The sequence below is a fragment of the Micromonospora sp. NPDC005205 genome (assembly GCF_040608275.1).
Taxonomy (GTDB): Bacteria; Actinomycetota; Actinomycetes; order Mycobacteriales; family Micromonosporaceae; genus Micromonospora.
This window is the reverse complement of record NZ_JBEXHV010000001.1, coordinates 925,966-944,208: the sequence shown is the minus strand read 5'-3', so window position 1 is coordinate 944,208 and position 18,243 is coordinate 925,966. Positions and strand designations below refer to the sequence as shown.

Sequence of the window (18,243 nt, the reverse complement as noted above, 5' to 3'; positions counted from 1 at the left end):
GAATGGAATACCGATCCACATTGGCCGTCGGTGACCAGCTGAACACCGTCCACGCAGGCCAGATGGGTTTTGCGTCCTCGCGGTGGGAAGCCCACCGGCGTGGCGATCGGACGCTCCACCACCCACGGTAACGTCGAAGAGTTCCCGCACCGCACGTACCGAAGCGTCAAGGAGTACGGTGACCCACCCCCAGCCTCGCGTTACGCCGCACGACCCCCGACAGCCGAACCCGCAGCCGCCGACCCGCTCGTTCGCGGCGACACCGCAGCCGCCGTTCTCGGGGGCTGCGTACCCGGCGGCGGGCGGGAACACGGGCGATGGCGGCGGATATCGGGCACCCGGCGGCTCCGGCTACCCGATCATCGCACCACCACCGGCGCTGACGGACCGCGCCAAGAAGTCCGTCGTGGTCGTCGCGGTCACCGCGGCCGTACTCACCCTGCTCACCTGCGCCGGCGGCATCGTGGCGGTCGTCATCGGCACCAAGGGCACTTCGACCACAGTGAGCGAGGCACAAGCCACCCCGCCGACCCCGCCGACGAACGGCGACACCCGCAGGATGTCGCCGGGCGACACCCTGGTCGTCAACCGCGAGGCCGGCACCGTCGAAATCACCGTGACGAAGTTCAGCAGCGCCACCAAACCCTGCAAGTCCCACGGACTGAAGCCCGGCGAGGGCCTGTACGTGATCGCCGACGTGACGGTGGCTGTCACCAAGGGCACCGCGTCGACGAACCCGCTCTACTTCCAGTGGGTCGCCGCCGACGGCACCAAGACCACAGCGATCGGTGGAGCCTTCTCCGGCTGTGGCAAACCGATGCCGGCCGTCGACGACCTGACCGCCGGCACCAGAAGCACCGGCAGCGTGGTGTTCGACGTGCACGACACCTCCGGCGCGCTGGAGTACCACGACCAGTTCCAGACCGCCGGTTCCTGGAAGCCGTGACGCGCTGACGCGACGTGGGGCCGACCCGTCCGGGCCGGCCCCACGAGGTGGGAGAGTCGGTGGGTCAGCAGCCCGTCCAGCGCACCGGAGTCAGCCGGTCGGCGAGGACGTTGCGGAACCCGACGATGGTGCCCGAGTCGGAGATGGACCGCGCACCGACGACCACCCCGGTGCCGCCGCCCGGCAGGACCCGGGAGGTGGAACCCCTGGCAACGCGGTCACCACCGACAACGACGCCCTTGGCGTTGACGCCGGTCAGAGCAGGCATGTCCCGGTCGAGCAACGTGTGCGAGCCGTTGCGAAGATCCCACCGAACCCTGGTCGACGTGGTGCTGCCGCTCAGCGATACCTGGCCGATCGCCCAGCGACCCGCCGCCGCGCCGGCAGTGCTCCACTCGGCGCCGGGGAATGTGAGCGCGTCGATCCTCCCGTTCGGCCGGCGGACCCAGCTGTTCCAGTCTCCGAAGGGTCCGGCGCTACCGACGATGGTCCCGTTGTCGGTGATCCCACCTGCCTGGGCGTCGAACGGGGCGTCGAGCACCTCCACAGTGCCCGGATGAGCGGCCGGCCAGCGCAGCGCGACCACTTCCCCGGAGTCGATGTCGGAGCCGTGGCCGACGATGTCACCGGCATCGTTGATGGCACTGACATACGTGGCGGTGGAAGGCAGCACCGGCAACTGCTCGAGCTTGCCGTCGCGGTACCTCCACGGCTGCCCGTAGCCGTTCTCCGCCGATCCGTTGCCGATCACGACGCCGTCGGCGTTGATGTCTACGGGGGTGTCCGTGCTCTTCGACTCCAGTTCGGTGACCCGCCGCCCGTCCCAGAACAGCAGCAGGTACTGGTTGTCGGTCTCACCGACCCGCAGCGCTGTCCCCGCGACGTAGCGCCCCGTCGGGTCGACCGCGTTCGCGTCGGCGCGATAGGTGTCGGTCGGGTACGGCAGTGTGCTGATCTTGCAGGTGCGGGGGGTCGCCCCGCTGGGCGCGGCGGTCGCCGTACCGGAGACGGCGACCCCGAGAGAGGTGGCCAGCAGACCGGTCGCGGTGGCTGCGAGCATCCGGCGTCGAGTGCTTCGGTTCATCCTTGCTCCCCGTGTGGGGCCCGGGTACTCCCGGGCTTTCGGTTGATACCGGCTCCACAGGTGAGCTGGCTGTACGGTTGCGTACTGTCAGCCAAGGGACAGAAGGATCCGCCGGAGCTACCGCCCCCATGCCTCGGTGGCGGTGACGACCGGGCGGCCGGTGCGTACCGACTCCTCGATGGCGAGGCTGATCAGGTGGTCCTGGCAGGCTTCCGCAAGCGGATAGGGAGCCGGGCCCTCCTCCCGCGCCCACGCCCCGGCGCGAGCGAGGATGTCGGCCACCGCGATGTCGTCGTCGGACATCCCACTGCCGACGAACGGATTGCGGTAGACAACGTCGCCGTCGAAGCTGATGTGCTTGAGGTCGAGCCCTTCCAGGTTGAGATCGAGACCGGTCTGCCGCCTGGTCAGTAACGACTCCACCGGCGTGCTCGGGTCGATCAGGCGGACCACCCGATCGTCCACCAACTCGCCGCGCGAGCCCCGGACCACCAACCGGCGGGTGCGCAGCGGGTTCCACCACTGGTTGTCGGTGAAGTCGTACAACCCCATCCGCCCGCCGAAGTCGATGGTCGCGAGGGTGGTGGAGAGCTGCTGCGGGGTGTCGTCGCCGCTCCAGCCGGCCGGCGAGAGCGGGTTGGCCAGCGGCGCGACGAAGGCGCGCGCGCTCACCTCGGCACTCTCGTCACCGACGCCGAGCAGACCCCGGATCAGTGAGACCGCGTGGTACAGGTGGGTCGAGGAGATCTGGACCGAGGTCGGCTCACCGAGCACCCCGGCGCGGACCACCGCCAGCCGCGCCGCGTGCCCGGGCATCAGCAGGTACTGCTCGGCGACCTGCACCAGGCCGCTGCCGCCGACGTCGGCCCAGAGCGAGCGCAGACCCGCCAGGTCGGGGGCGGGCGGCGTCTCGGCGAGCACCGGTACGCCGGCCGCGACCAGTTCCCGGGTCGCCTCGGGCGTCACCGGCCACGGCACCGACACGATGACGAAGTCCGGCCGCTCGTGGGCGAGCATCTCCGCTGTCGTGCGGAAGGTCGACACGCCCCAGTCGGCCGTCACGGCGGCGCCCCGTGATTCGGTACGCGTCACCACCCCGGTCACCCGGAAACTGTCGGGGAGCAGCCGGGCCAGGCGTAGGAAGAACTCACCTCGCCAGCCGCTGCCGATAATGCCGAACCGGGTCTGGGCCACCGAAGTCATCTGGGCTCCTCACGTAGAGGTCCGGATGCTAACCGTTCCACTTCGCTACGGTTGCGCTGATGAACACCGAGCCGTTGCGGGCCGTGCCCGTGCTGGTGCCCGACGCGGGACCGCCCCTGGACTACTACCTGGTCCTACCTCGACCCGACGACAGCGGCGCGTCCACCACTGTGGACGGGATCGTCGTCGAGGAGTTCACCCGCCACCACGACTTCACCACGACGGGGCTGGACAGCGCTGGCTGGACACCGGAGGCCGGCTGGTGGAGTTCCGCCGCGCTGAGCCGCGCCATGCGCACCGACCCCGAGGTGCTGACGCGGGTGCTCCCCACCTCCCGCCGGGATGCCGAGCAGGTCTACCGCGCGCTCGGTGGTGGGCAACTGCCTGACGATTTGGTGCTTCGTACGCACTTCCTCGACCATCAACCGATCGCCACTGCCCCGCCGCTGCGGCTCGGCCCGGCGCAGCCACCGGCCGGCTTCCACGAGCGACGGGTGTACCGGGTCCTCTTCGCCAAGCATCTCCGCGCCGAGCAGGTGGCGAGCCTCCGGACGGCCTGGCGGTCACCGGCGGGTGGCACTGTCGCGTCAGTCGCGAGCGGTCGTCTCGACCAGCACGGCGACCAGTTCACCTGGGAGCTGCGCCGCGTCGGCCACTCCCTCGCCTGGTCTCTCGACGTGACCGCGCTGCTGAGGACCGACGCCACAGCGGCGCTCGGCTCGACCCTGTCCGAGCTGACGAACGTCCTGCGCCAGCACGGCCTGATACCGGTGACGACCGAACGCTTCGCCTAGGTGGATCAACGCCGGGTCGTCACGACCTGGCCGTGGGTCGGTCACGCACCCCGAAGATCGCAAAAGGCCGTCTCCGACTTGCGGAAACGGCCTTTGACCTGGGGTGGAGCTGAGGGGATTTGAACCCCTGACCCCCTCGATGCGAACGAGGTGCGCTACCAGTCTGCGCCACAGCCCCCCGCCGGCGAACCGGCTTCGGTCCCACCCGGCTTACACCGGGCGGGCCGGCAGCAAGGCTAACAGGTCGTCGGCCTCCACCGCGAATCCGCCCCCGGCCCGGCGCTCCGGCCCGTCCAAAGATCGACTCGGGTTCCGTGAAATCGGGGCATCCCGGACGCCCCAACCACCCGACTTCCAGGAGTCCGAGTCGATCAAGCCAGCCGGGCGCGGCCGGGACCGAGGCGCGGCCAGGCACCGCCGGGACCGGGGCACCGCCGGGACCGGGGCACCGCCGGGACCGGGGCACCGCCGGGACCGGGGCACCGCCGGGACCGGGGCACCGCCGGGACCGCGTCAGGCGCCTCGGCCAGCCTCGTAGGGGCGGCCGCGCAGGCCGCCCGACCGCCGGTACGAGACCGATCCACCGTTGACCGCCGCCGGCAGGTCTCCCGGCCGGTCCAGGCCCATGGCGGCTCGGCGTACCCCTTCGCGCTGGGCGGCGAGGCGGCGCTGCGCCTCCCGGCGGGCCGCGGCCCGGCGGGCCTGCTCCCGGCGCACCTCGGCCTGCCGGGCAGCCAACCAGGCGGCCTCCCGGGCTCGGGCGCGGCGGCGGCGACGCCCGGCCAGGGCCTGACCCCGCAGGTGCACGACGTAGAGGGCCAGGAGCAGGAAGGTGACGCCGAAGCCGACCCAGAAGCCGGGGCTGACGAACAGCACACCGATCAACTCGACGACGTTGAGGAGCAGCAGGGCGGCGAGCACACGGCGACGCCGATAGACGGCGGGGGTGTGCTGCCGGTGCGGCGGCGGGCGGCGACGGGACCGCTTCGGCGCGGCGGGCACGGCGCGCAGTCGACCGGAGCGGCGGACGGCCGGCGGCGCGGAGACCGGCGCTCCCAACACACCGGTAGTCGCGTCTTCACTGAGGGTGACGACCAGTGAGCGCGGAGGATGGACGGGTCGCCGTCCCGGCACAGTGCGGCGCCGTCGGCGGCGCTGGAGCACCCGCGCCGTCGACTGCGCCCGCTCCGCCACCAGCCGCTCGGTGGCGTCGTACCGGCGAACCAACGCCGGGGCCAGGGCGAGCAGGCCGGCGGCGGCGAGGACGGCGAGGAGCACCGAGGTCGGCACCCTCACCCCTCCCGTCACCGAATTCGAAGCAACCGCCACCCGACCGCAGGATCTTCCATCGATCACGCCTGGGGGCGTGGATCGTCCGGCCGGGGAGCGCTTGCCGCAGCTTGCAGTTACTTGAGGTTACGGCGCACCGACCGGGTTGCCACCGCGCCGCGCCGATCCCGTCCGTGGGACGAGTGGGCGGATGTCGGGAAATCCTCCTACCGCGCGTTGGCGCGAATCCGGTGCCAGCGGGCCAGCAGGCCACCCTCGGCGGCGATCTCCTCACTCGTCATCGCGTACCCGATGTGGTCCCGCCAGGCGCCGTCGATGTGCATGTAGCGCACGTGGTACGACTCCTCGCGGAAGCCCAACTTCTCCACCACCCGCCGGGACGGCCGGTTCTCCGGACGGATGTTCACCTCCACCCGGTGCAGCCCGCCCGGGCCGAACGCGTGGTCCACGGCGAGCGCCAGCGCAGTCGGGATCACACCCTGGCCGGCGGCCCGGGCGTCCACCCAGTAGCCGACGTAGCCGGAGCAGAGCGCCCGCCGCACGATGCTGCCCACGTTGATGTGCCCGACCAGCCGGTCCCGGTCGGCCTCACGCAGGCAGACCGCGAACGGCATGCCCTCACCCTCGCGGGCCGAGCGCCGCTGGTCACGGTGCACCCAGCGGAACGCGGCCGGCGAGTTCATCTCGTCCCAGCCGCCGGGCAGTGACGACTCCCAGGGTGCCAGCCAGGCCCGGTTGGCCCGCCGCACCTCCGACCACGCCGCCGCGTCGGAGCGCCGGTACGGCCGCAGCAGCACTGGGCCGTCGGCCAGTTCCACCGGCCAGCCCGGTGCCCGCGCGGGACCGAAGAGACTCACCTGGACAGTCTCCCGCGCGGGACCGTGTCGCGCACAAGTGGCCTCACCGCGTTCACCGCACAGATCCGACGATCACCCGACGCGGGCCGCGAGCGGGCCGGCCGGGACGCGTCACCGGCGGCGATCCAGCAGCAGGACGTCCACGGTGGAGCCGGCCGCGGCAGTGGTGACCCGCTCGCCGAGCACCAGCAGCCCGTTGGCCTCGGCCAACCCGGAGAGGGTGAACGGCCCGCCGCTGAGCGGCTGGACCGTGTACCCGCCGCCGCGTCGCTCGGCGACGTGCGCCGGCCGGAACTCGCGAAGCCCGGTCGGCGACGACACGGTCTCCAGCAGGTGTGCCCGCACACTGGGTCGGAACACCGGTTCGGCACCGGCGAGCAGTTGGATGGCGGGGCGGGCCAGCACCTCGAAGCCGATCAACGCGGCACCCGGGTCGCCGGGCAGGCAGACCACCGGCACCTCCTCGGCGCCGACAGTGCCGAACCCGAGCGCGGTGCCGGGGTAGAGCGCCACGTCGGTGAAGGTGACCGGCCCGGCGCGACCGCCCTCACGGCGGGAGAGGATCCGACGCACCATGTCTCCAGGGCCGGTGCCGGTGCCCCCGGTGGTGATGATCAGGTCGGCACGCAGCGTCTGGTCCTCCAGCAGCCCGCGCAGCCCCTCCGGGTCGTCGTCGCAGATGCCCACCCGGTACGCCAGCGCGCCCACCTCGGCCGCCGCTGCGGTCAGCGCGTGCGAGTTCGCGTCCACCACCTGACCGGGCTGACTGCCCCGGCCGACGTCGACGAGTTCGTCACCGGTGGCAACGATGACCACCCGTGGACTGGGCCGGACCACCACGTGCCCGATGCCGGTCGCCGCGAAGACGGCGACCAGGGCCGGGGACACGTAGGTGCCGGCCCGAGCGAGCAGGGTGCCGGCGGGCAGTTCCTCACCCGCTCGGCGTACCCCGTACCCCCGTTTGGGGGTGCGGAAGATCTCCACTGCGGCCATGCCCTGGTCGGTCCACTCCACCGGGACCACGACGTCAGCGGCGACCGGCAGCGGAGCCCCGGCGGCCACCGAGAAGCACGAACCGGGGGTGAGCCGGACCGGCCGCCAGCTCGCGGCGCCGAGATCGCCGACCACGTTGAGCCGGATGGTGCGACCGCCGGGCGTGCCGGAGGGGGCCGGGACGTAGCTCGGCCCCCTCCCCCCTCCGGAGATGTCCTCCCAGCGCGCGGCGTAGCCGTCCACGGCCGCCTGGTCGAAGGCCGGAAAGGCGTGCGGCGCGACGACATCCTCGGCGAGGACGTTGCCGTGCGCCTGGGTGAGGTCGAGGTCGAGTGGCGGCAGCGCGCGCAACCTGCGCAGCACGCTGCCCAGGTAGTCGGCGAGCGGCGTCAACTCGTTCGCGGCCGCCTCGGCGTCGGCCGTCGCTGTCATGTACCAGATCCGCCTGCCGCGTCGGCCTTGACGAAGTCGGCCAGCCAGGACCGGAACTCGGCGCCCAGGTCCTCGCGCTCGGCGGCGATCTGCACCACCGTCTGGAGGTATCCCAGCGGCATGCCGGTGTCGTAGCGGGTGCCCCGGTAGACGATCGCGTGCACCGGGGTGCCCTCGGTACGCAGCAGCTCCATCGCGTCGGTCAGCTGGATCTCGCCGCCGCTGCCCGGCTTGGTCCGCCGGATCGCGTCGAAGATCTTGCCCGGCAACACGTAGCGGCCGAGCACCGCCAGGTTGCTCGGGGCGTCCTCCGGCTGCGGCTTCTCCACCATCCCGGTCACCTTGACGACCTCGCCGATGTCGGTCAGCTCCGACTCGGCCGGTTCGACGGAGGCGATCCCGTACCGCTTGGTCTCGGACGGGTCGACCTCGAAGAAGGCGAGCACCACACCGCCGGTGCGGGCCTGCAACTCCAGCATCGCCGGCAGCAGCGGCTCCGACGGCTTGACGAACTCGTCGCCGAGCAGCACCGCGAAGGCGTCGTCGCCGACGTGCGACTCGGCGTACCCGATGGCGTGGCCGAGCCCGAGCTGCTCGGGCTGCCGCACTGTGTAGATCTCGGCCAGTTCGCTGGGCCGACGTACGGCGGCCAGCCGCTCGGAGTCGCCCTTCTCCTCCAACCTGGTCTCCAGGTCCGGGCGACGGTCGAAGTGGTCCACCATCGACGTCTTACCCCGACCGGTGATCAGCAACACGTCACCGATGCCAGCCTGCGTGGCCTCCTCGACGATGTACTGCAACACCGGCCGATCCACCACCGGCAGCAGTTCCTTGGGCACCGCCTTGGTGGCCGGCAGGAACCGGGTGGCCAGTCCGGCGGCCGGGATGACGGCCTTGACCGCCAGGGGACGGCCGTTTGCGGCGACCGTCGATGAGGGGTTCGCTGAGTGCTCCGACATGCCGCGAGACTATCGGCCACGGCTCTGCCGCGGCGGGTGTGGCCCAGAAGACGCGCCGCCACCCGGCCCCGGCCGCGCCGCGTCCGGGCCGGCCCGCGCCGCGTCCGTCGCGACGTCCGGCGTGTCGTCGACCGAATCCGGTCGGGCGTGCGCCGGGCCCGCCAGCGATGATTCCGGTACGCCCACCGCCGGGTCGGACCGGGCGGGCCCGCCCGGCTCCCGGCTGGCCTGCACCGGCTGGCCGGCGCGCGGCAGCCCGTCGGTTGGGCTCACCGCGCACGCGAGCACGGGAATTTCCCGGGTCGGCAGATCCGAGCGAACCTCGGCGACCCGGTACGTGTCACGGCCCGCCGCCTTGGCCGCATAGAGGGCGTCGTCGGCGGCCTCCAGCACCTCCCGCCCGGTGCTGCCGTGGTCCGGGAAGACGGCGATGCCCACCGACACGGTCACCAGGACCGGCCCGGCGTACGCCTCGACAGCGATGGGCGTGTCGCGCACCGCCGCGCCGAGCCGCTCGGCCACGATCGCCGCGCCCCGCGCGTCGGTCTCCGGCAGCAGCAGCACGAACTCCTCACCACCCTGGCGGAAGGCCAGGTCGACCTCCCGGATCTCCCCGCGCACCCGGCGGGCGAACTCGGCCAGGACGGTGTCCCCCGCGGCGTGCCCGTAGGTGTCGTTGACGTCCTTGAACCGGTCCAGGTCCAACGCGAGGACGCTGAGCATCCGCCCGAAGCGGCTGGCCCGTTCCACCTCCCGCCGGATCGACTCGCGCAGGTAGCGGTAGTTCCACAACCCGGTGAGCGGGTCGGTGAGGGAGAGCCGCTGCGCCTCCTCGTGCACCCGGACGTTGTCCACCGCCACGGCCGCGTGGCCGGCGAAGGTGCGCAGGGTGGCCAGGTCGTCGTCGTCGAACTCGTCGGCGCCCAGCCGGTCGTAGAGGGCCAGCACGCCGAGGGCGGCCGCCGCGCCCGCCTCGTCTACCGGCCCCGAGAATCCGCCGAGGGTGGCCGTGGCACCGCCGGGCGGGGCGGCGAACGGAACCGCGACGTAGGTGCGACAGCGCGGCTCACCCGTTGGCGTCTCGGTCTGCTCCGCCCTGCCCCGTTGCGGTTCCCCGGTGGCGGCGACCTCACCGACCACGCCGACGCCCACCGGCACCCGGAGCGTCTGCGTCCCGTCCGCCTCCTCCGCCGGCCAGCGCCCGTCCAACCCCTCCGTGCACTGGGCGACAAGCACCCCGCCGGTCTCCACCAGCAGCACGGCACCGGCACGCGCGCCGGTGGCCCCGATGGCACTGCGCAGGATCACCCGCAGGATGCGCTGCAGGTCGTGGGTGCTGGCCAGTGTGTCGCCGAGCACCGCGAGGTGCCCGCGCAACTGGTCCCGGTTGCTGGTCAACGCCGCGACGTAGGAGCCGGTCTCCCGGGTCATCCGGTTGAACGCGGCGGCCAGCCGACCCAACTCGTCACGACTGCGCACCGGCACCCGGGCGGTCAGGTCGCCCTGGGCCACCCGGTCGACGGCACCGGCCAGCTCCGCCAGCGGCCGGGTGGTCACCCGGGCCAGCCGCCAGGCGGCCAGCACCGCGAGCAGCCCGGCCAGCACGACCACCCCGAGCAGCGTGGCGTGCAACCCCGGTGGCCGTTCACTGGGCACGGAGAGCACCAGTGGCAGCGGCTGCGCATCGGAGGGCCCGAGCCTGCGCACGTACCGGCCCTCCTTGGTCTCGGTGACCTGCTCGCCCCGTACGCCGACGGCGGCGGCCAGCACCGCGTCGCGGACGTCACGGGACTCGGTCGTGTGGGTGACCCGCGCGGCGCTCGCCCCACTGTCGAGGAGGGTGACCGCCACCCCGGTCACCGCCGCCAGTCGGGCCACGAAGGCCGGGTCGACCAGTTGCGCGGCGGTCACAGTGCCCAGCCGGGTGCCGGCGCGATCGTGCAGGTCGACCTGGGCGGCCAACGCACGGACCGGGCCGGCCGAGCCGGGGTTCGAGCCCCCGTTCGTGCCCTCGGCCGAGCCGGCGCAGTCCTGCCACGGGGTCGACGGAGCACCGGGCGACAGGTAGGTGACCTGGCCGGCCACGTCGCTGACCAGCACCGCGGCGGCCAGACCCCGGCCGACCAGTTGCGCGGCGGCGACGGCCGGCTCGGCGGTGAGCGCCACCGCGTCGGCGGTGGCGCGTAGCTGCTGGCAGAGCGCGTCGACCGAGGTGCGAACCGTGGAGGCAGCCACCGCCAGGCGCTCGGTGGAGCGGCTGCGGTCCACCGCCGCGACGGTGGAGGCGACGAAAAGCGCGCCGAGCAGGACGGGCCCGAGCACCACCACGAGGAAGGCTGCCGTCAACCGCCCGCGTAGCGTCACTCGTCCCCCCGGAAGTTCCGCCTCCGTTGCTTGCGATGCTGACACAGTGCAACCGTGGGAGAGGCGTTGCGTCAGGAGTGTTGCGTGCCGGAATTTTCTGATGAAGCGGAAGTGACCCGCGTGGCGAAGCGGAACACCCGCGTCGAGCTGCTCGCCCGCCGCCGGTCGCTGCCCGCCACGACCCGGGCAGCCGCCGCCGGGCGCGTGCAGGCCGAGCTGGTCGCCCTGGTACGCCGACTGCGCCCACACCGGATGACGGCGTACGTGCCGGTCGGCTCCGAACCGGGCGGGCCCGACCTGCCCGAGGTGCTGCGGGCGGCGCTGCCGGCGGACGCCGAGTTGCTACTGCCGGTGCTCCTCGGTGACCTGGATTTGGACTGGGCGGCGTATAACGGGCCCGATGCCGTGATCGCGGCGGGACGGGGTATCCGAGAACCGGTCGGTGCCCGTCTCGGGGTGGCCGCCGTGGCGCACGCGGAACTCGTGGTCGTTCCGGCTCTCGCGGTGGACCACCACGGTCGGCGGCTCGGACGCGGTGGCGGGTCGTACGACCGCGCCCTCGCCCGGGTACCCGCGGCGGCCCTGACGGTGGTGCCGCTGCACGACGGTGAGCTGGTCGAGGCGCTGCCGGCGGAGCCCCACGACCGTCGGGTGCGCGCGGTCGTCACTCCCGCCGACGGGGTGCGTACGCTTGACGGCGGCCCGGGTGCGGCGCACGGTGTCGCGCCCCACACGTCTGCTGGACGAACCCGGGGCGAATGACGCACCATTGGCACTCGAATACGTCGAGTGCCAACTGGCTGAGCCCAGATCCGGAGGAGAACGTGCCCACGTACCAGTACGCCTGCACCACGTGCGGTGAGCAGCTCGAGGCGGTGCAGTCCTTCTCTGACGAGCCGCTGACCGAGTGCCCGGCGTGTCAGGGGCGGCTGCGCAAGGTCTTCAACTCGGTCGGCATCGTCTTCAAGGGTTCGGGCTTCTACCGCACCGACTCCCGGGCGTCCGGTTCCGAGACGACCGCCGGCGGCACGACCACCAAGCCGGCGAAGTCCGAGTCGTCCTCCGCTGACAGCTCGTCGTCCTCTTCGGGGTCCTCGTCCTCGTCCGGGTCGTCCTCGTCCTCGGGGTCGGGGTCCTCGGGGTCGTCGTCCTCCTCGGGGTCGTCCTCGGGTGCATCGGGCGGCGGCAAGGCGGCGACGGCCAGCTCCACGTCCTGATCGCCGAAGGCCCGACCCCATTACGGGTCGGGCCTCGATCCACTCGGGTTCCCGCAAGCCGGCCTGTCCCCGTCGCTCTGACCGCCCGCTTTCCCTGATCCCGAGTCGATCACAGCGGCTCTCCTAGCAGATCGCGCCGACGGATAGGCGTTTTCCACAGGCCGGGCGGTTGTCCACAGGCGTCGGCCGTGGGTCGGCCGAGGCGGCGGGAACTGCCTAGCCTCCCTGCACGGGTGCCACTGCGGCGCTCGGGGACGGGAGGCGGCAGAGGCGATGGTCGATCCGGATTTCGCGCGGGCGTTGCGCCCGCTGCGCCAGCTCACTCTGCCCGGCGGGCGTACCCTGCTCCGGGCCGGCCTGGTCGCCGCGCTGCTCGGCCTGGCCGCCGCGGTCCTGCACACCCCGACTGGATGCCCTCCTACCGCCGTGCCCTCCGACGCGCCATCGGTGGCGGACGACCCGACCCGGTAGGCGACCAAGGTCGGTCGGGCGAGCGCAGCAGGACAGGCATCCGCCCCCGGTCGAGCACCGACCACCGCCCAGAGCAGGTCGGCTGGCGGATGGAGATCGTCAGGGTCTGGCCGAGCCTGCGGGGGTCATTCCCAGTGCGGGGGGCGTTCGGCGAGCAGCCAGTCGTCGTTGCCGCCCGACCGCTCACCCCAACCACGGTCGGTGTCGTCGGTGGTCTGCTCGGGCAGCACCACGAAGTCTTCGCTCAGGTCGACGGCGCGGTCATCGTCTCGCGGTGCGCCGTGCGTGCCAGGGTCCTCGGTGCTCACGAGCGGCAAGACTAGCTCAGCCGACGGCGGTGGACCGGGCCGTCGGCGGTGGGCACGCCGGCCAGAGCCGGCCGGACCGCCGACAGTGGGCACGCCGCCAGACCGCCGACAGTGGGCGCGCCGGCCAGACCGCCGACAGTGGGCGCGCCGGCCAGAAGCGACCGGGCCGCCGGTGGCGTTGGTAGCGTCGGACGGCGTGACGACCCCCAGCGGTGGCAGCGACCCGGACGACTACTGGCGACGGCCCGACGCCGGTGACGACGCGGTGGCCGACCAACCTCCTGCCGCGCCCGCCACCACACCACCGGCCGGGTCCACCAACCCACAGCAGAACGAGCAGGCCAGCCCAGCATCGACGGGCCACCCTGCCAGCGGGAACGCAGACCCGCCGCCGCCCGCACCGGCGTCGGCGGGAGGCACTACCAGCGGGAACGCAGGCCCGCCGACGCCCGCACCAACCGCACCGGCGCCGACGGGAGGACCTGGCAGCGGATACTCCGGTCCGCCACCGAGCGTGCCGCCGCCGGCGGGTTGGCGTCCACCCGTACACCTGCAGCCGGCGCCGCCGCGACGGCTGCCACCGCAGGACATGGCCGACCTGGACGCGGCCGAGCAGCGATCGCAGCGGGTCACCTACGGCTTCGGGGCGGCGGCCGGCGTGGTGCTGCTGGTACTGCTCTGTCTGCTCTGCTCGCGGGTCATCTTCTGATGTCCACCCCCGGGCGGCGGCCAGCAGCTCAGAGGGTGGTGCCCCACACCGTCTCGGCGCCGGAGTGGCCGGTCAGGTAGACGTAGATCAGGGCGGCGATGGAAAGCCCCACTGCCGCTACCGCCAACACCGGGATGACCAGCGCGGGCAGGCGCGGCACCCGGGGGTGCCCACTCGTCGCCACGAGCAGCAGGATGGCCACGATCCCGAGCGGCACCACGACGCGTAACAGGATGTCCCCGTAGCGGGAGTGCTCGAAGATCTGATCGAGGATCGGCCCCTGGAAGCCCCGGGCCACCAGCGCGTCGGTGAGTGCCTCACCCGACTCGACCGCGACGAAGGCGGTCACCGGCGCGGCCACGGCGAGAAGGCCCAGGGCCCAGTCCAGCCGGTGCCGCCACCGCGGTAGCCCCACGTACGCGATGGCCAGCACCGCCAGCAGCGGTACGAACACGACGACCGCGTGGATTACCAGGACGTGCACCGGTAGACCCAGGATCTCCTCGAACATCGAACCCTCCAGGTGGATCATGGTCAGGGGTGTTCAGCCTATGGTCCGCCGATCGTCCCCAGGCTCTCGACGGATGACACGCGCGCCGCGTCGATCGGGTTCATTCGCTCGGGCCGTACTCTCGATCTTGCCCGGCTGTGTCGGTGGCCACCCGGAGCGGGCGACGGTTGTCGATGCGGGTCGAGCGTGTTGTCATTGGCCAATGTCCGGTGCCGAGGAGCTGCTGCGGTCGAGGGGTCTGCGTGTCACGCGCCCCCGCCTCGCGGTGCTGGACGTGCTGGCCGACGGCGGCCACCTGGAGGTCGACGAGATCACCCGGCGGGTGCGCGAACGCCTCGACTCGGTCTCCACCCAGGCGGTCTACGACGTACTGGGCGCGCTGTCCCGGGCCGGGCTGTCCCGCCGGATCGAGCCGGCGGGCAGTCCCGCCCGCTATGAGGCGCGGGTGGGCGACAACCACCACCACGTCGTCTGCCGAGGCTGCGGCGAGATCGCCGACATCGACTGCGCGGTGGGCAGCGCACCGTGCCTGGAGCCGAACAGCGCGCACGGGTTCGAGGTCGACGAGGCCGAAGTGACCTTCTGGGGCCTCTGCCCGGGCTGCCGGGCCCGCCGCTCCGCCGACGTCTGACCGTCGGCACCGGCGGCACGTGAGCGGCGAGGTGGGCCCGATCGTGGCACTCTTGTGCGGTGGACTCCGATGACCTCGGCCTTTTCGGTCCGGGTTCGGTCACGTGGAAGGTGCACGAGGAGCCGATCCTGATCGTCGCCGGCCTGCGCTCGCTCTACCTCCAGGCGTTGCACCCCCGGGCCATGGCCGGTGTCGCGCAGAACAGCAACTACCGCACCGACGCCTGGGGTCGACTGCTCCGCACCGCCACCTACGTGGCGACCACCGTCTACGGGACCACCGCCGAGGCGGAGGCCGCCGGGGCCCGGCTGCGCCGCCTGCACGACCGCCTGCGGGCCACCGACACGCTCACCGGTGAACAGTTCCGGATCGACGAACCGGACCTGCTGCGCTGGGTGCACGTGACCGAGGTCGAGTCGTTCCTGAGCACGGCCCGACGCGCCGGGCTGCCGCTGAGCGACGACGAGGTGGACGGCTACTACACCGAGCAGCGCCGCGCCGCAGCCCTGGTCGGCCTGGACCCGGCCACCGTCCCGGGGACCGCCGCCGAGGTCGCTGACTACTACGAGGCCGTACGGCCACAGTTGCGGATGACCCGGGAGGCCGCCGAGACGGCGTTGTTCCTCACCGCCCCGCCGCTGCCGTGGAAGCTCAGCCTGCCGGTCCGGTTGGGGCTCACGCTGGGCCCGCCACGCTGGGCGTACCTGGGGATCGCCAGCACCGCGTTCGCGCTGCTGCCGACGTGGGCACGCCGGATGTACGGAGGTCCCGGTCTACCGACCACCGCGCTGTCGGCGGACCTGTCCCTGCGCGCGCTGCGGCTCGCGTTCGCCGCCGTCCCCCGTCGCTACCTGGAGGGGCCGTTGATTCAGGCAGCCAAGGAGCGGGCCGCGCGGCACGCTGCCGCCCCGCTGGCCGGCTGACCCCACCCTCGGCAGGAGATCAGCCGTCGGCCGGCCGGTCCACTGCCGCCCACGGCTCCTTGCCCGGGACCTGTGCGCCCGTCGGGCAGTGCCGCCGGAAGTCGCACCAGCCACAGCGCGGGCCGGGTGCCACCGGGAAAGCCTCGTCCGCGTCGGCACCGTCGGCGACTGCCCGCTCGGCGGCCATGATGTCGCGGGCCGTCTCTTCGGCGCGGGTCAGTTGTCGGGCCAGCGACTCGACTGTGTGGTCGTGGCCGGCGACAGTGCCGGTCGGCAGGTGGTGCAGCTCCACCCGGCGGCACGGCCGACGAAACACCCGCTCGGCGGCGTACGCGTAGAGCGCGAGCGCCTGCGAGCCCCTGGCGTCGTCGGTGTCCAGCCCGGTGCGGCCGGTCTTGTAGTCCACGATGACCAGCTCCGGCCCGTCCGGGCCGGGCCGCGAGTCGATCCGGTCGGTGCGACCGTTGAACGCCAGCACCGCGGTCTTGACCGCCACCACCCGCTCCACGCCGAGCGGGTCGGAATCCGGCTCCAGCGTGTCGACGTACGACTCCAGCCACCCCAGCGCCCGCCGGTAGGCGGCCCGCTCCTGCTCGTCGTCGCGGTAGCCCTCGCGGACCCAGGTGCCCTTGAGCAGTGTGGCCAGCGCCTCGGGACGCCTTCGGTCGGCGGGCAGCGCATACCAGTTCTTCAGGGCGGTGTGCACGCTGGCGCCGAGCGAGTTGTGCGCCCACGGCGGGCCCTTGGGTGGGGCGGGCCGGTCGACGTAGGAGTAGCGGTAGCGACGCGGGCAGTCCGCGTACGCGCCGAGCTTGCTCGGGGTGCAGACGAACAGCCGCTCGGGCATGCCCTCGAAGCCGAGCTGCTCGGCGTCGCCGGCGCGCTGCCGCGGGGCCCGGCCGCCGGCGGCCGGCCGGCCCGCTGATGAGGATCGTCGCACCTCTGAGATCCTGCCATCCATCTCCGACATCGCGCGTGTGCCGTCAGGCCATGTTCACGTACTGCGTGACGAAGGCGGCCACCGCGTCGGCGATGAGCTGCACGGCGATCGCGGCCAGCAGCAGGCCGGCGATCCGGGTCAGCACCTCGATCCCGCCCGGCCGGAGGATCTTCACGATGCCGCCGGAGAAGCGCAGGACGATCCAGACGGCGACCATCACGGCGAGGATCGCCACGGCGATGGCGCTGAACTCTCCCAGCCCGTCGGCCTGCTGGACGAAGAGCATGGTGGCCACGATGGCACCCGGACCGGCCAGCAACGGCGTGCCCAGCGGCACCAGGGCGATGTTGGAGGTGACCTGCTGGCTCGGGTCGTCGGCCTTGCCGGTCAGCAGCTCAAGGGCGACGAGCACGAGCAGCAGCCCACCGGCTGCCTGCAACGCCGGCAGGTCCACGTGCAGGTAGTCGAGCAAGGTCTGCCCCGCCACCGCGAAGATCACGATGACGCCGAGCGCCAACGCGACGGCCTGCCAGGCTGCCCGGTTGCGGTCGCGGGCGGGCAGGGGGCCGGTCAGCGCCAGGAAGATCGGCATCATGCCCGGCGGGTCGGTGATCACCAGCAGAGTCACGAAGACCTCGCCGAACAGCTTCAGATCCACGCGATCAACCTAGCCGCGCCGCGATGGGCGAAATACCCGGATCAGCCCCAAGCGACCTCGGTCACCCCCTCGGCGACGATCCGCTCGTACGCCTCGACGCTGGTGCTGAACGCGCCGAGTTGGACGGTCTTGTGGGTGCCGTGAAAATCCGAGGAGCCGGTGACGAGCAGACCGAGCTCGGCGGCGAGCGCCCGCACGTGGTCCCGCTCGGCCGGGCTGTGGTCCTCGTGGTCGGCTTCGAGCCCGGCGAGCCCGGCGGCGGCCAGCTCGGCGATCAGCTCGTCGGGCACCACCCGGCCGCGTCGGGTGGCTCGCGGGTGGGCGAAGACCGGCACGCCTCCGGCCGCCCGGACCAGCCGAACGGCCCGGAACACGTCGATGTCCTCCTTGGGCAGCCGGTACCGCTCGCCCAGCCAGTCCGGGCCGAACGCCTCCCGGACGCTGCCGACCAGGCCGGCGCGGATGAGTGCCTGCGCGATGTGCGGACGTCCCACCGTGCCGCCACCCGCGCCGGCCAGGATGTCCGGCCAGTTCACGTCGATGCCGTCGGCCCGCAGGAGGCCGACGATCCGTTCGCCACGCTCTTCCCGGGCGGCCCGGACCCGCGCCAGCTCGGCCACCAGCTCCGCGTGGTCCGGGTCGAACAGGTACGCGAGCAGGTGCAGCGGCACCGCGGGCTGCGGGCCGGACCAGCGACACGACAACTCCGCACCCCGGATCAGACGCAGACCGGGTGGCAGCGCGGCCACTGCCGGCGCCCAGCCGGCCGTGGTGTCGTGGTCGGTGATCGCCAGCACGTCCAGCCCGGCGGCGGAGGCCGCGCCGACCAGCTTGGCCGGGGTCAGCGTGCCGTCGCTGGCCGTCGAATGGGCGTGCAGGTCGATCCGGGGGGCGGGGCCGGTACGCGAGGTCACCGCCCGACGTTACCGAGGAAACGGTGAGCCCGGCTCACA

General features: G+C 72.7%; 20 protein-coding genes, 1 tRNA gene and 1 pseudogene. 8 read left to right on the top strand and 14 right to left on the bottom strand.

What is annotated here, in order from left to right:
* Positions 1-178 precede the first annotated feature (178 nt).
* On the top strand, positions 179-946 hold the full coding sequence (locus tag ABZU43_RS04560; protein WP_355005134.1) for a DUF4352 domain-containing protein: 768 nt from the start codon (positions 179-181) through the stop codon (positions 944-946).
* A 64-nt stretch (positions 947-1,010) separates the two neighbouring features.
* Here ABZU43_RS04560 and ABZU43_RS04555 read toward each other — a convergent pair whose 3' ends face one another.
* Together ABZU43_RS04555 and ABZU43_RS04550 are read right to left on the bottom strand one after the other, a co-directional pair.
* Entirely contained in the window at positions 1,011-2,030 is a 1,020-nt protein-coding gene (locus tag ABZU43_RS04555) for a hypothetical protein (protein WP_355005133.1), read from the bottom strand.
* A gap of 117 nt (positions 2,031-2,147) precedes the next feature.
* Positions 2,148-3,233, bottom strand: coding sequence for a Gfo/Idh/MocA family oxidoreductase (locus tag ABZU43_RS04550; RefSeq protein WP_355005132.1), 1,086 nt, complete (start codon positions 3,231-3,233; stop codon positions 2,148-2,150).
* A gap of 59 nt (positions 3,234-3,292) precedes the next feature.
* Between ABZU43_RS04550 and ABZU43_RS04545 the strand changes: the two genes are divergently transcribed.
* Positions 3,293-4,027 (top strand): hypothetical protein, encoded by a 735-nt coding sequence (locus ABZU43_RS04545; protein ID WP_355005131.1) that lies wholly within the window; start codon positions 3,293-3,295, stop codon positions 4,025-4,027.
* 104 nt (positions 4,028-4,131) lie between these two features.
* Here ABZU43_RS04545 and ABZU43_RS04540 read toward each other — a convergent pair.
* The 6 genes from ABZU43_RS04540 to ABZU43_RS04515 all read right to left on the bottom strand — a co-directional run bounded on the left by ABZU43_RS04540 (position 4,132) and on the right by ABZU43_RS04515 (position 10,922).
* Positions 4,132-4,205: transfer RNA gene (locus ABZU43_RS04540), tRNA-Ala, on the bottom strand.
* Positions 4,206-4,540: 335 nt separating this feature from the next.
* Positions 4,541-5,323, bottom strand: coding sequence for a hypothetical protein (locus tag ABZU43_RS04535; protein WP_355005130.1), 783 nt, complete (start codon positions 5,321-5,323; stop codon positions 4,541-4,543).
* Between the two features lie 200 nt (positions 5,324-5,523).
* Positions 5,524-6,174, bottom strand: a complete 651-nt coding sequence (locus ABZU43_RS04530; RefSeq protein WP_355005129.1) for a GNAT family protein — start codon at positions 6,172-6,174, stop codon at positions 5,524-5,526.
* 111 nt (positions 6,175-6,285) lie between these two features.
* Entirely contained in the window at positions 6,286-7,599 is a 1,314-nt protein-coding gene (glp, locus tag ABZU43_RS04525) for a gephyrin-like molybdotransferase Glp (RefSeq protein ID WP_091394702.1), read from the bottom strand.
* Complete coding sequence (locus ABZU43_RS04520) at positions 7,596-8,558, bottom strand: UTP--glucose-1-phosphate uridylyltransferase (protein WP_355005128.1); 963 nt, start codon at positions 8,556-8,558, stop codon at positions 7,596-7,598. Before ABZU43_RS04520 ends, glp begins: the two co-directional genes overlap by 4 nt.
* 9 nt (positions 8,559-8,567) lie before the next feature.
* Positions 8,568-10,922 (bottom strand): diguanylate cyclase, encoded by a 2,355-nt coding sequence (locus ABZU43_RS04515; protein WP_355005127.1) that lies wholly within the window; start codon positions 10,920-10,922, stop codon positions 8,568-8,570.
* A gap of 84 nt (positions 10,923-11,006) precedes the next feature.
* Here ABZU43_RS04515 and ABZU43_RS04510 point away from each other — a divergent pair, with 84 nt between their 5' ends.
* Together ABZU43_RS04510 and ABZU43_RS04505 are read left to right on the top strand one after the other, a co-directional pair.
* Positions 11,007-11,684 carry a 5-formyltetrahydrofolate cyclo-ligase gene (locus ABZU43_RS04510; RefSeq protein WP_355005126.1) on the top strand — a complete coding sequence of 226 codons (678 nt, stop codon included), beginning with the start codon at positions 11,007-11,009 and terminating at the stop codon, positions 11,682-11,684.
* Positions 11,681-11,887, top strand: a pseudogene (locus ABZU43_RS04505) (FmdB family zinc ribbon protein); the annotation flags it as partial. The gene ABZU43_RS04510 and the pseudogene ABZU43_RS04505, both read left to right, overlap by 4 nt.
* Positions 11,888-11,901: 14 nt before the next feature.
* On the opposite strand, the gene ABZU43_RS04500 reads toward ABZU43_RS04505, so the two are convergent.
* Positions 11,902-12,132, bottom strand: a complete 231-nt coding sequence (locus ABZU43_RS04500; protein WP_355005203.1) for a hypothetical protein — start codon at positions 12,130-12,132, stop codon at positions 11,902-11,904.
* A 280-nt stretch (positions 12,133-12,412) separates the two neighbouring features.
* Between ABZU43_RS04500 and ABZU43_RS04495 the strand changes: the two genes are divergently transcribed.
* Positions 12,413-12,610, top strand: a complete 198-nt coding sequence (locus ABZU43_RS04495) for a hypothetical protein (RefSeq protein WP_355005125.1) — start codon at positions 12,413-12,415, stop codon at positions 12,608-12,610.
* A gap of 125 nt (positions 12,611-12,735) precedes the next feature.
* Here ABZU43_RS04495 and ABZU43_RS04490 read toward each other — a convergent pair whose 3' ends face one another.
* Positions 12,736-12,918, bottom strand: a complete 183-nt coding sequence (locus ABZU43_RS04490; protein ID WP_355005124.1) for a hypothetical protein — start codon at positions 12,916-12,918, stop codon at positions 12,736-12,738.
* A gap of 196 nt (positions 12,919-13,114) precedes the next feature.
* On the opposite strand from ABZU43_RS04490, the gene ABZU43_RS04485 reads away from it, so the two are divergent.
* Positions 13,115-13,627, top strand: a complete 513-nt coding sequence (locus tag ABZU43_RS04485; protein ID WP_355005123.1) for a hypothetical protein — start codon at positions 13,115-13,117, stop codon at positions 13,625-13,627.
* 28 nt (positions 13,628-13,655) lie between these two features.
* Here ABZU43_RS04485 and ABZU43_RS04480 read toward each other — a convergent pair whose 3' ends face one another.
* Positions 13,656-14,138, bottom strand: a complete 483-nt coding sequence (locus ABZU43_RS04480; protein WP_355005199.1) for a DUF2231 domain-containing protein — start codon at positions 14,136-14,138, stop codon at positions 13,656-13,658.
* Between the two features lie 202 nt (positions 14,139-14,340).
* Here ABZU43_RS04480 and ABZU43_RS04475 point away from each other — a divergent pair, with 202 nt between their 5' ends.
* Together ABZU43_RS04475 and ABZU43_RS04470 are read left to right on the top strand one after the other, a co-directional pair.
* Positions 14,341-14,769, top strand: coding sequence for a Fur family transcriptional regulator (locus tag ABZU43_RS04475; RefSeq protein ID WP_238671193.1), 429 nt, complete (start codon positions 14,341-14,343; stop codon positions 14,767-14,769).
* Between the two features lie 59 nt (positions 14,770-14,828).
* Positions 14,829-15,692 (top strand): oxygenase MpaB family protein, encoded by an 864-nt coding sequence (locus ABZU43_RS04470; protein ID WP_355005122.1) that lies wholly within the window; start codon positions 14,829-14,831, stop codon positions 15,690-15,692.
* Between the two features lie 19 nt (positions 15,693-15,711).
* On the opposite strand, the gene ABZU43_RS04465 is transcribed toward ABZU43_RS04470, so the two are convergent.
* The 3 genes from ABZU43_RS04465 to ABZU43_RS04455 are packed head-to-tail and all read right to left on the bottom strand — an operon-like array spanning position 15,712 to position 18,204.
* The gene (locus tag ABZU43_RS04465; protein WP_355005121.1) at positions 15,712-16,632 is read right to left on the bottom strand and encodes a PD-(D/E)XK nuclease family protein; all 921 of its coding nucleotides are present in this window, start codon (positions 16,630-16,632) and stop codon (positions 15,712-15,714) included.
* A 43-nt stretch (positions 16,633-16,675) separates the two neighbouring features.
* Complete coding sequence (locus ABZU43_RS04460; RefSeq protein ID WP_091394729.1) at positions 16,676-17,290, bottom strand: MarC family protein; 615 nt, start codon at positions 17,288-17,290, stop codon at positions 16,676-16,678.
* A 41-nt stretch (positions 17,291-17,331) separates the two neighbouring features.
* Complete coding sequence (locus tag ABZU43_RS04455) at positions 17,332-18,204, bottom strand: PHP domain-containing protein (protein WP_355005120.1); 873 nt, start codon at positions 18,202-18,204, stop codon at positions 17,332-17,334.
* Positions 18,205-18,243: the final 39 nt, after the last annotated feature.

Excerpts from the sequence above, each read along its gene's own strand:
- ABZU43_RS04555 (WP_355005133.1), bottom strand. The coding sequence starts at position 2,030 with ATGAACCGAAGCACTCGACGCCGGATGCTCGCAGCCACCGCGACCGGT.
- ABZU43_RS04550 (WP_355005132.1), bottom strand. The coding sequence starts at position 3,233 with ATGACTTCGGTGGCCCAGACCCGGTTCGGCATTATCGGCAGCGGCTGG.
- ABZU43_RS04545 (WP_355005131.1), top strand. The coding sequence starts at position 3,293 with ATGAACACCGAGCCGTTGCGGGCCGTGCCCGTGCTGGTGCCCGACGCG.
- glp (WP_091394702.1), bottom strand. The coding sequence starts at position 7,599 with ATGACAGCGACGGCCGACGCCGAGGCGGCCGCGAACGAGTTGACGCCG.
- ABZU43_RS04520 (WP_355005128.1), bottom strand. The coding sequence starts at position 8,558 with ATGTCGGAGCACTCAGCGAACCCCTCATCGACGGTCGCCGCAAACGGC.
- ABZU43_RS04495 (WP_355005125.1), top strand. The coding sequence starts at position 12,413 with ATGGTCGATCCGGATTTCGCGCGGGCGTTGCGCCCGCTGCGCCAGCTC.
- ABZU43_RS04480 (WP_355005199.1), bottom strand. The coding sequence starts at position 14,138 with ATGTTCGAGGAGATCCTGGGTCTACCGGTGCACGTCCTGGTAATCCAC.
- ABZU43_RS04475 (WP_238671193.1), top strand. The coding sequence starts at position 14,341 with ATGTCCGGTGCCGAGGAGCTGCTGCGGTCGAGGGGTCTGCGTGTCACG.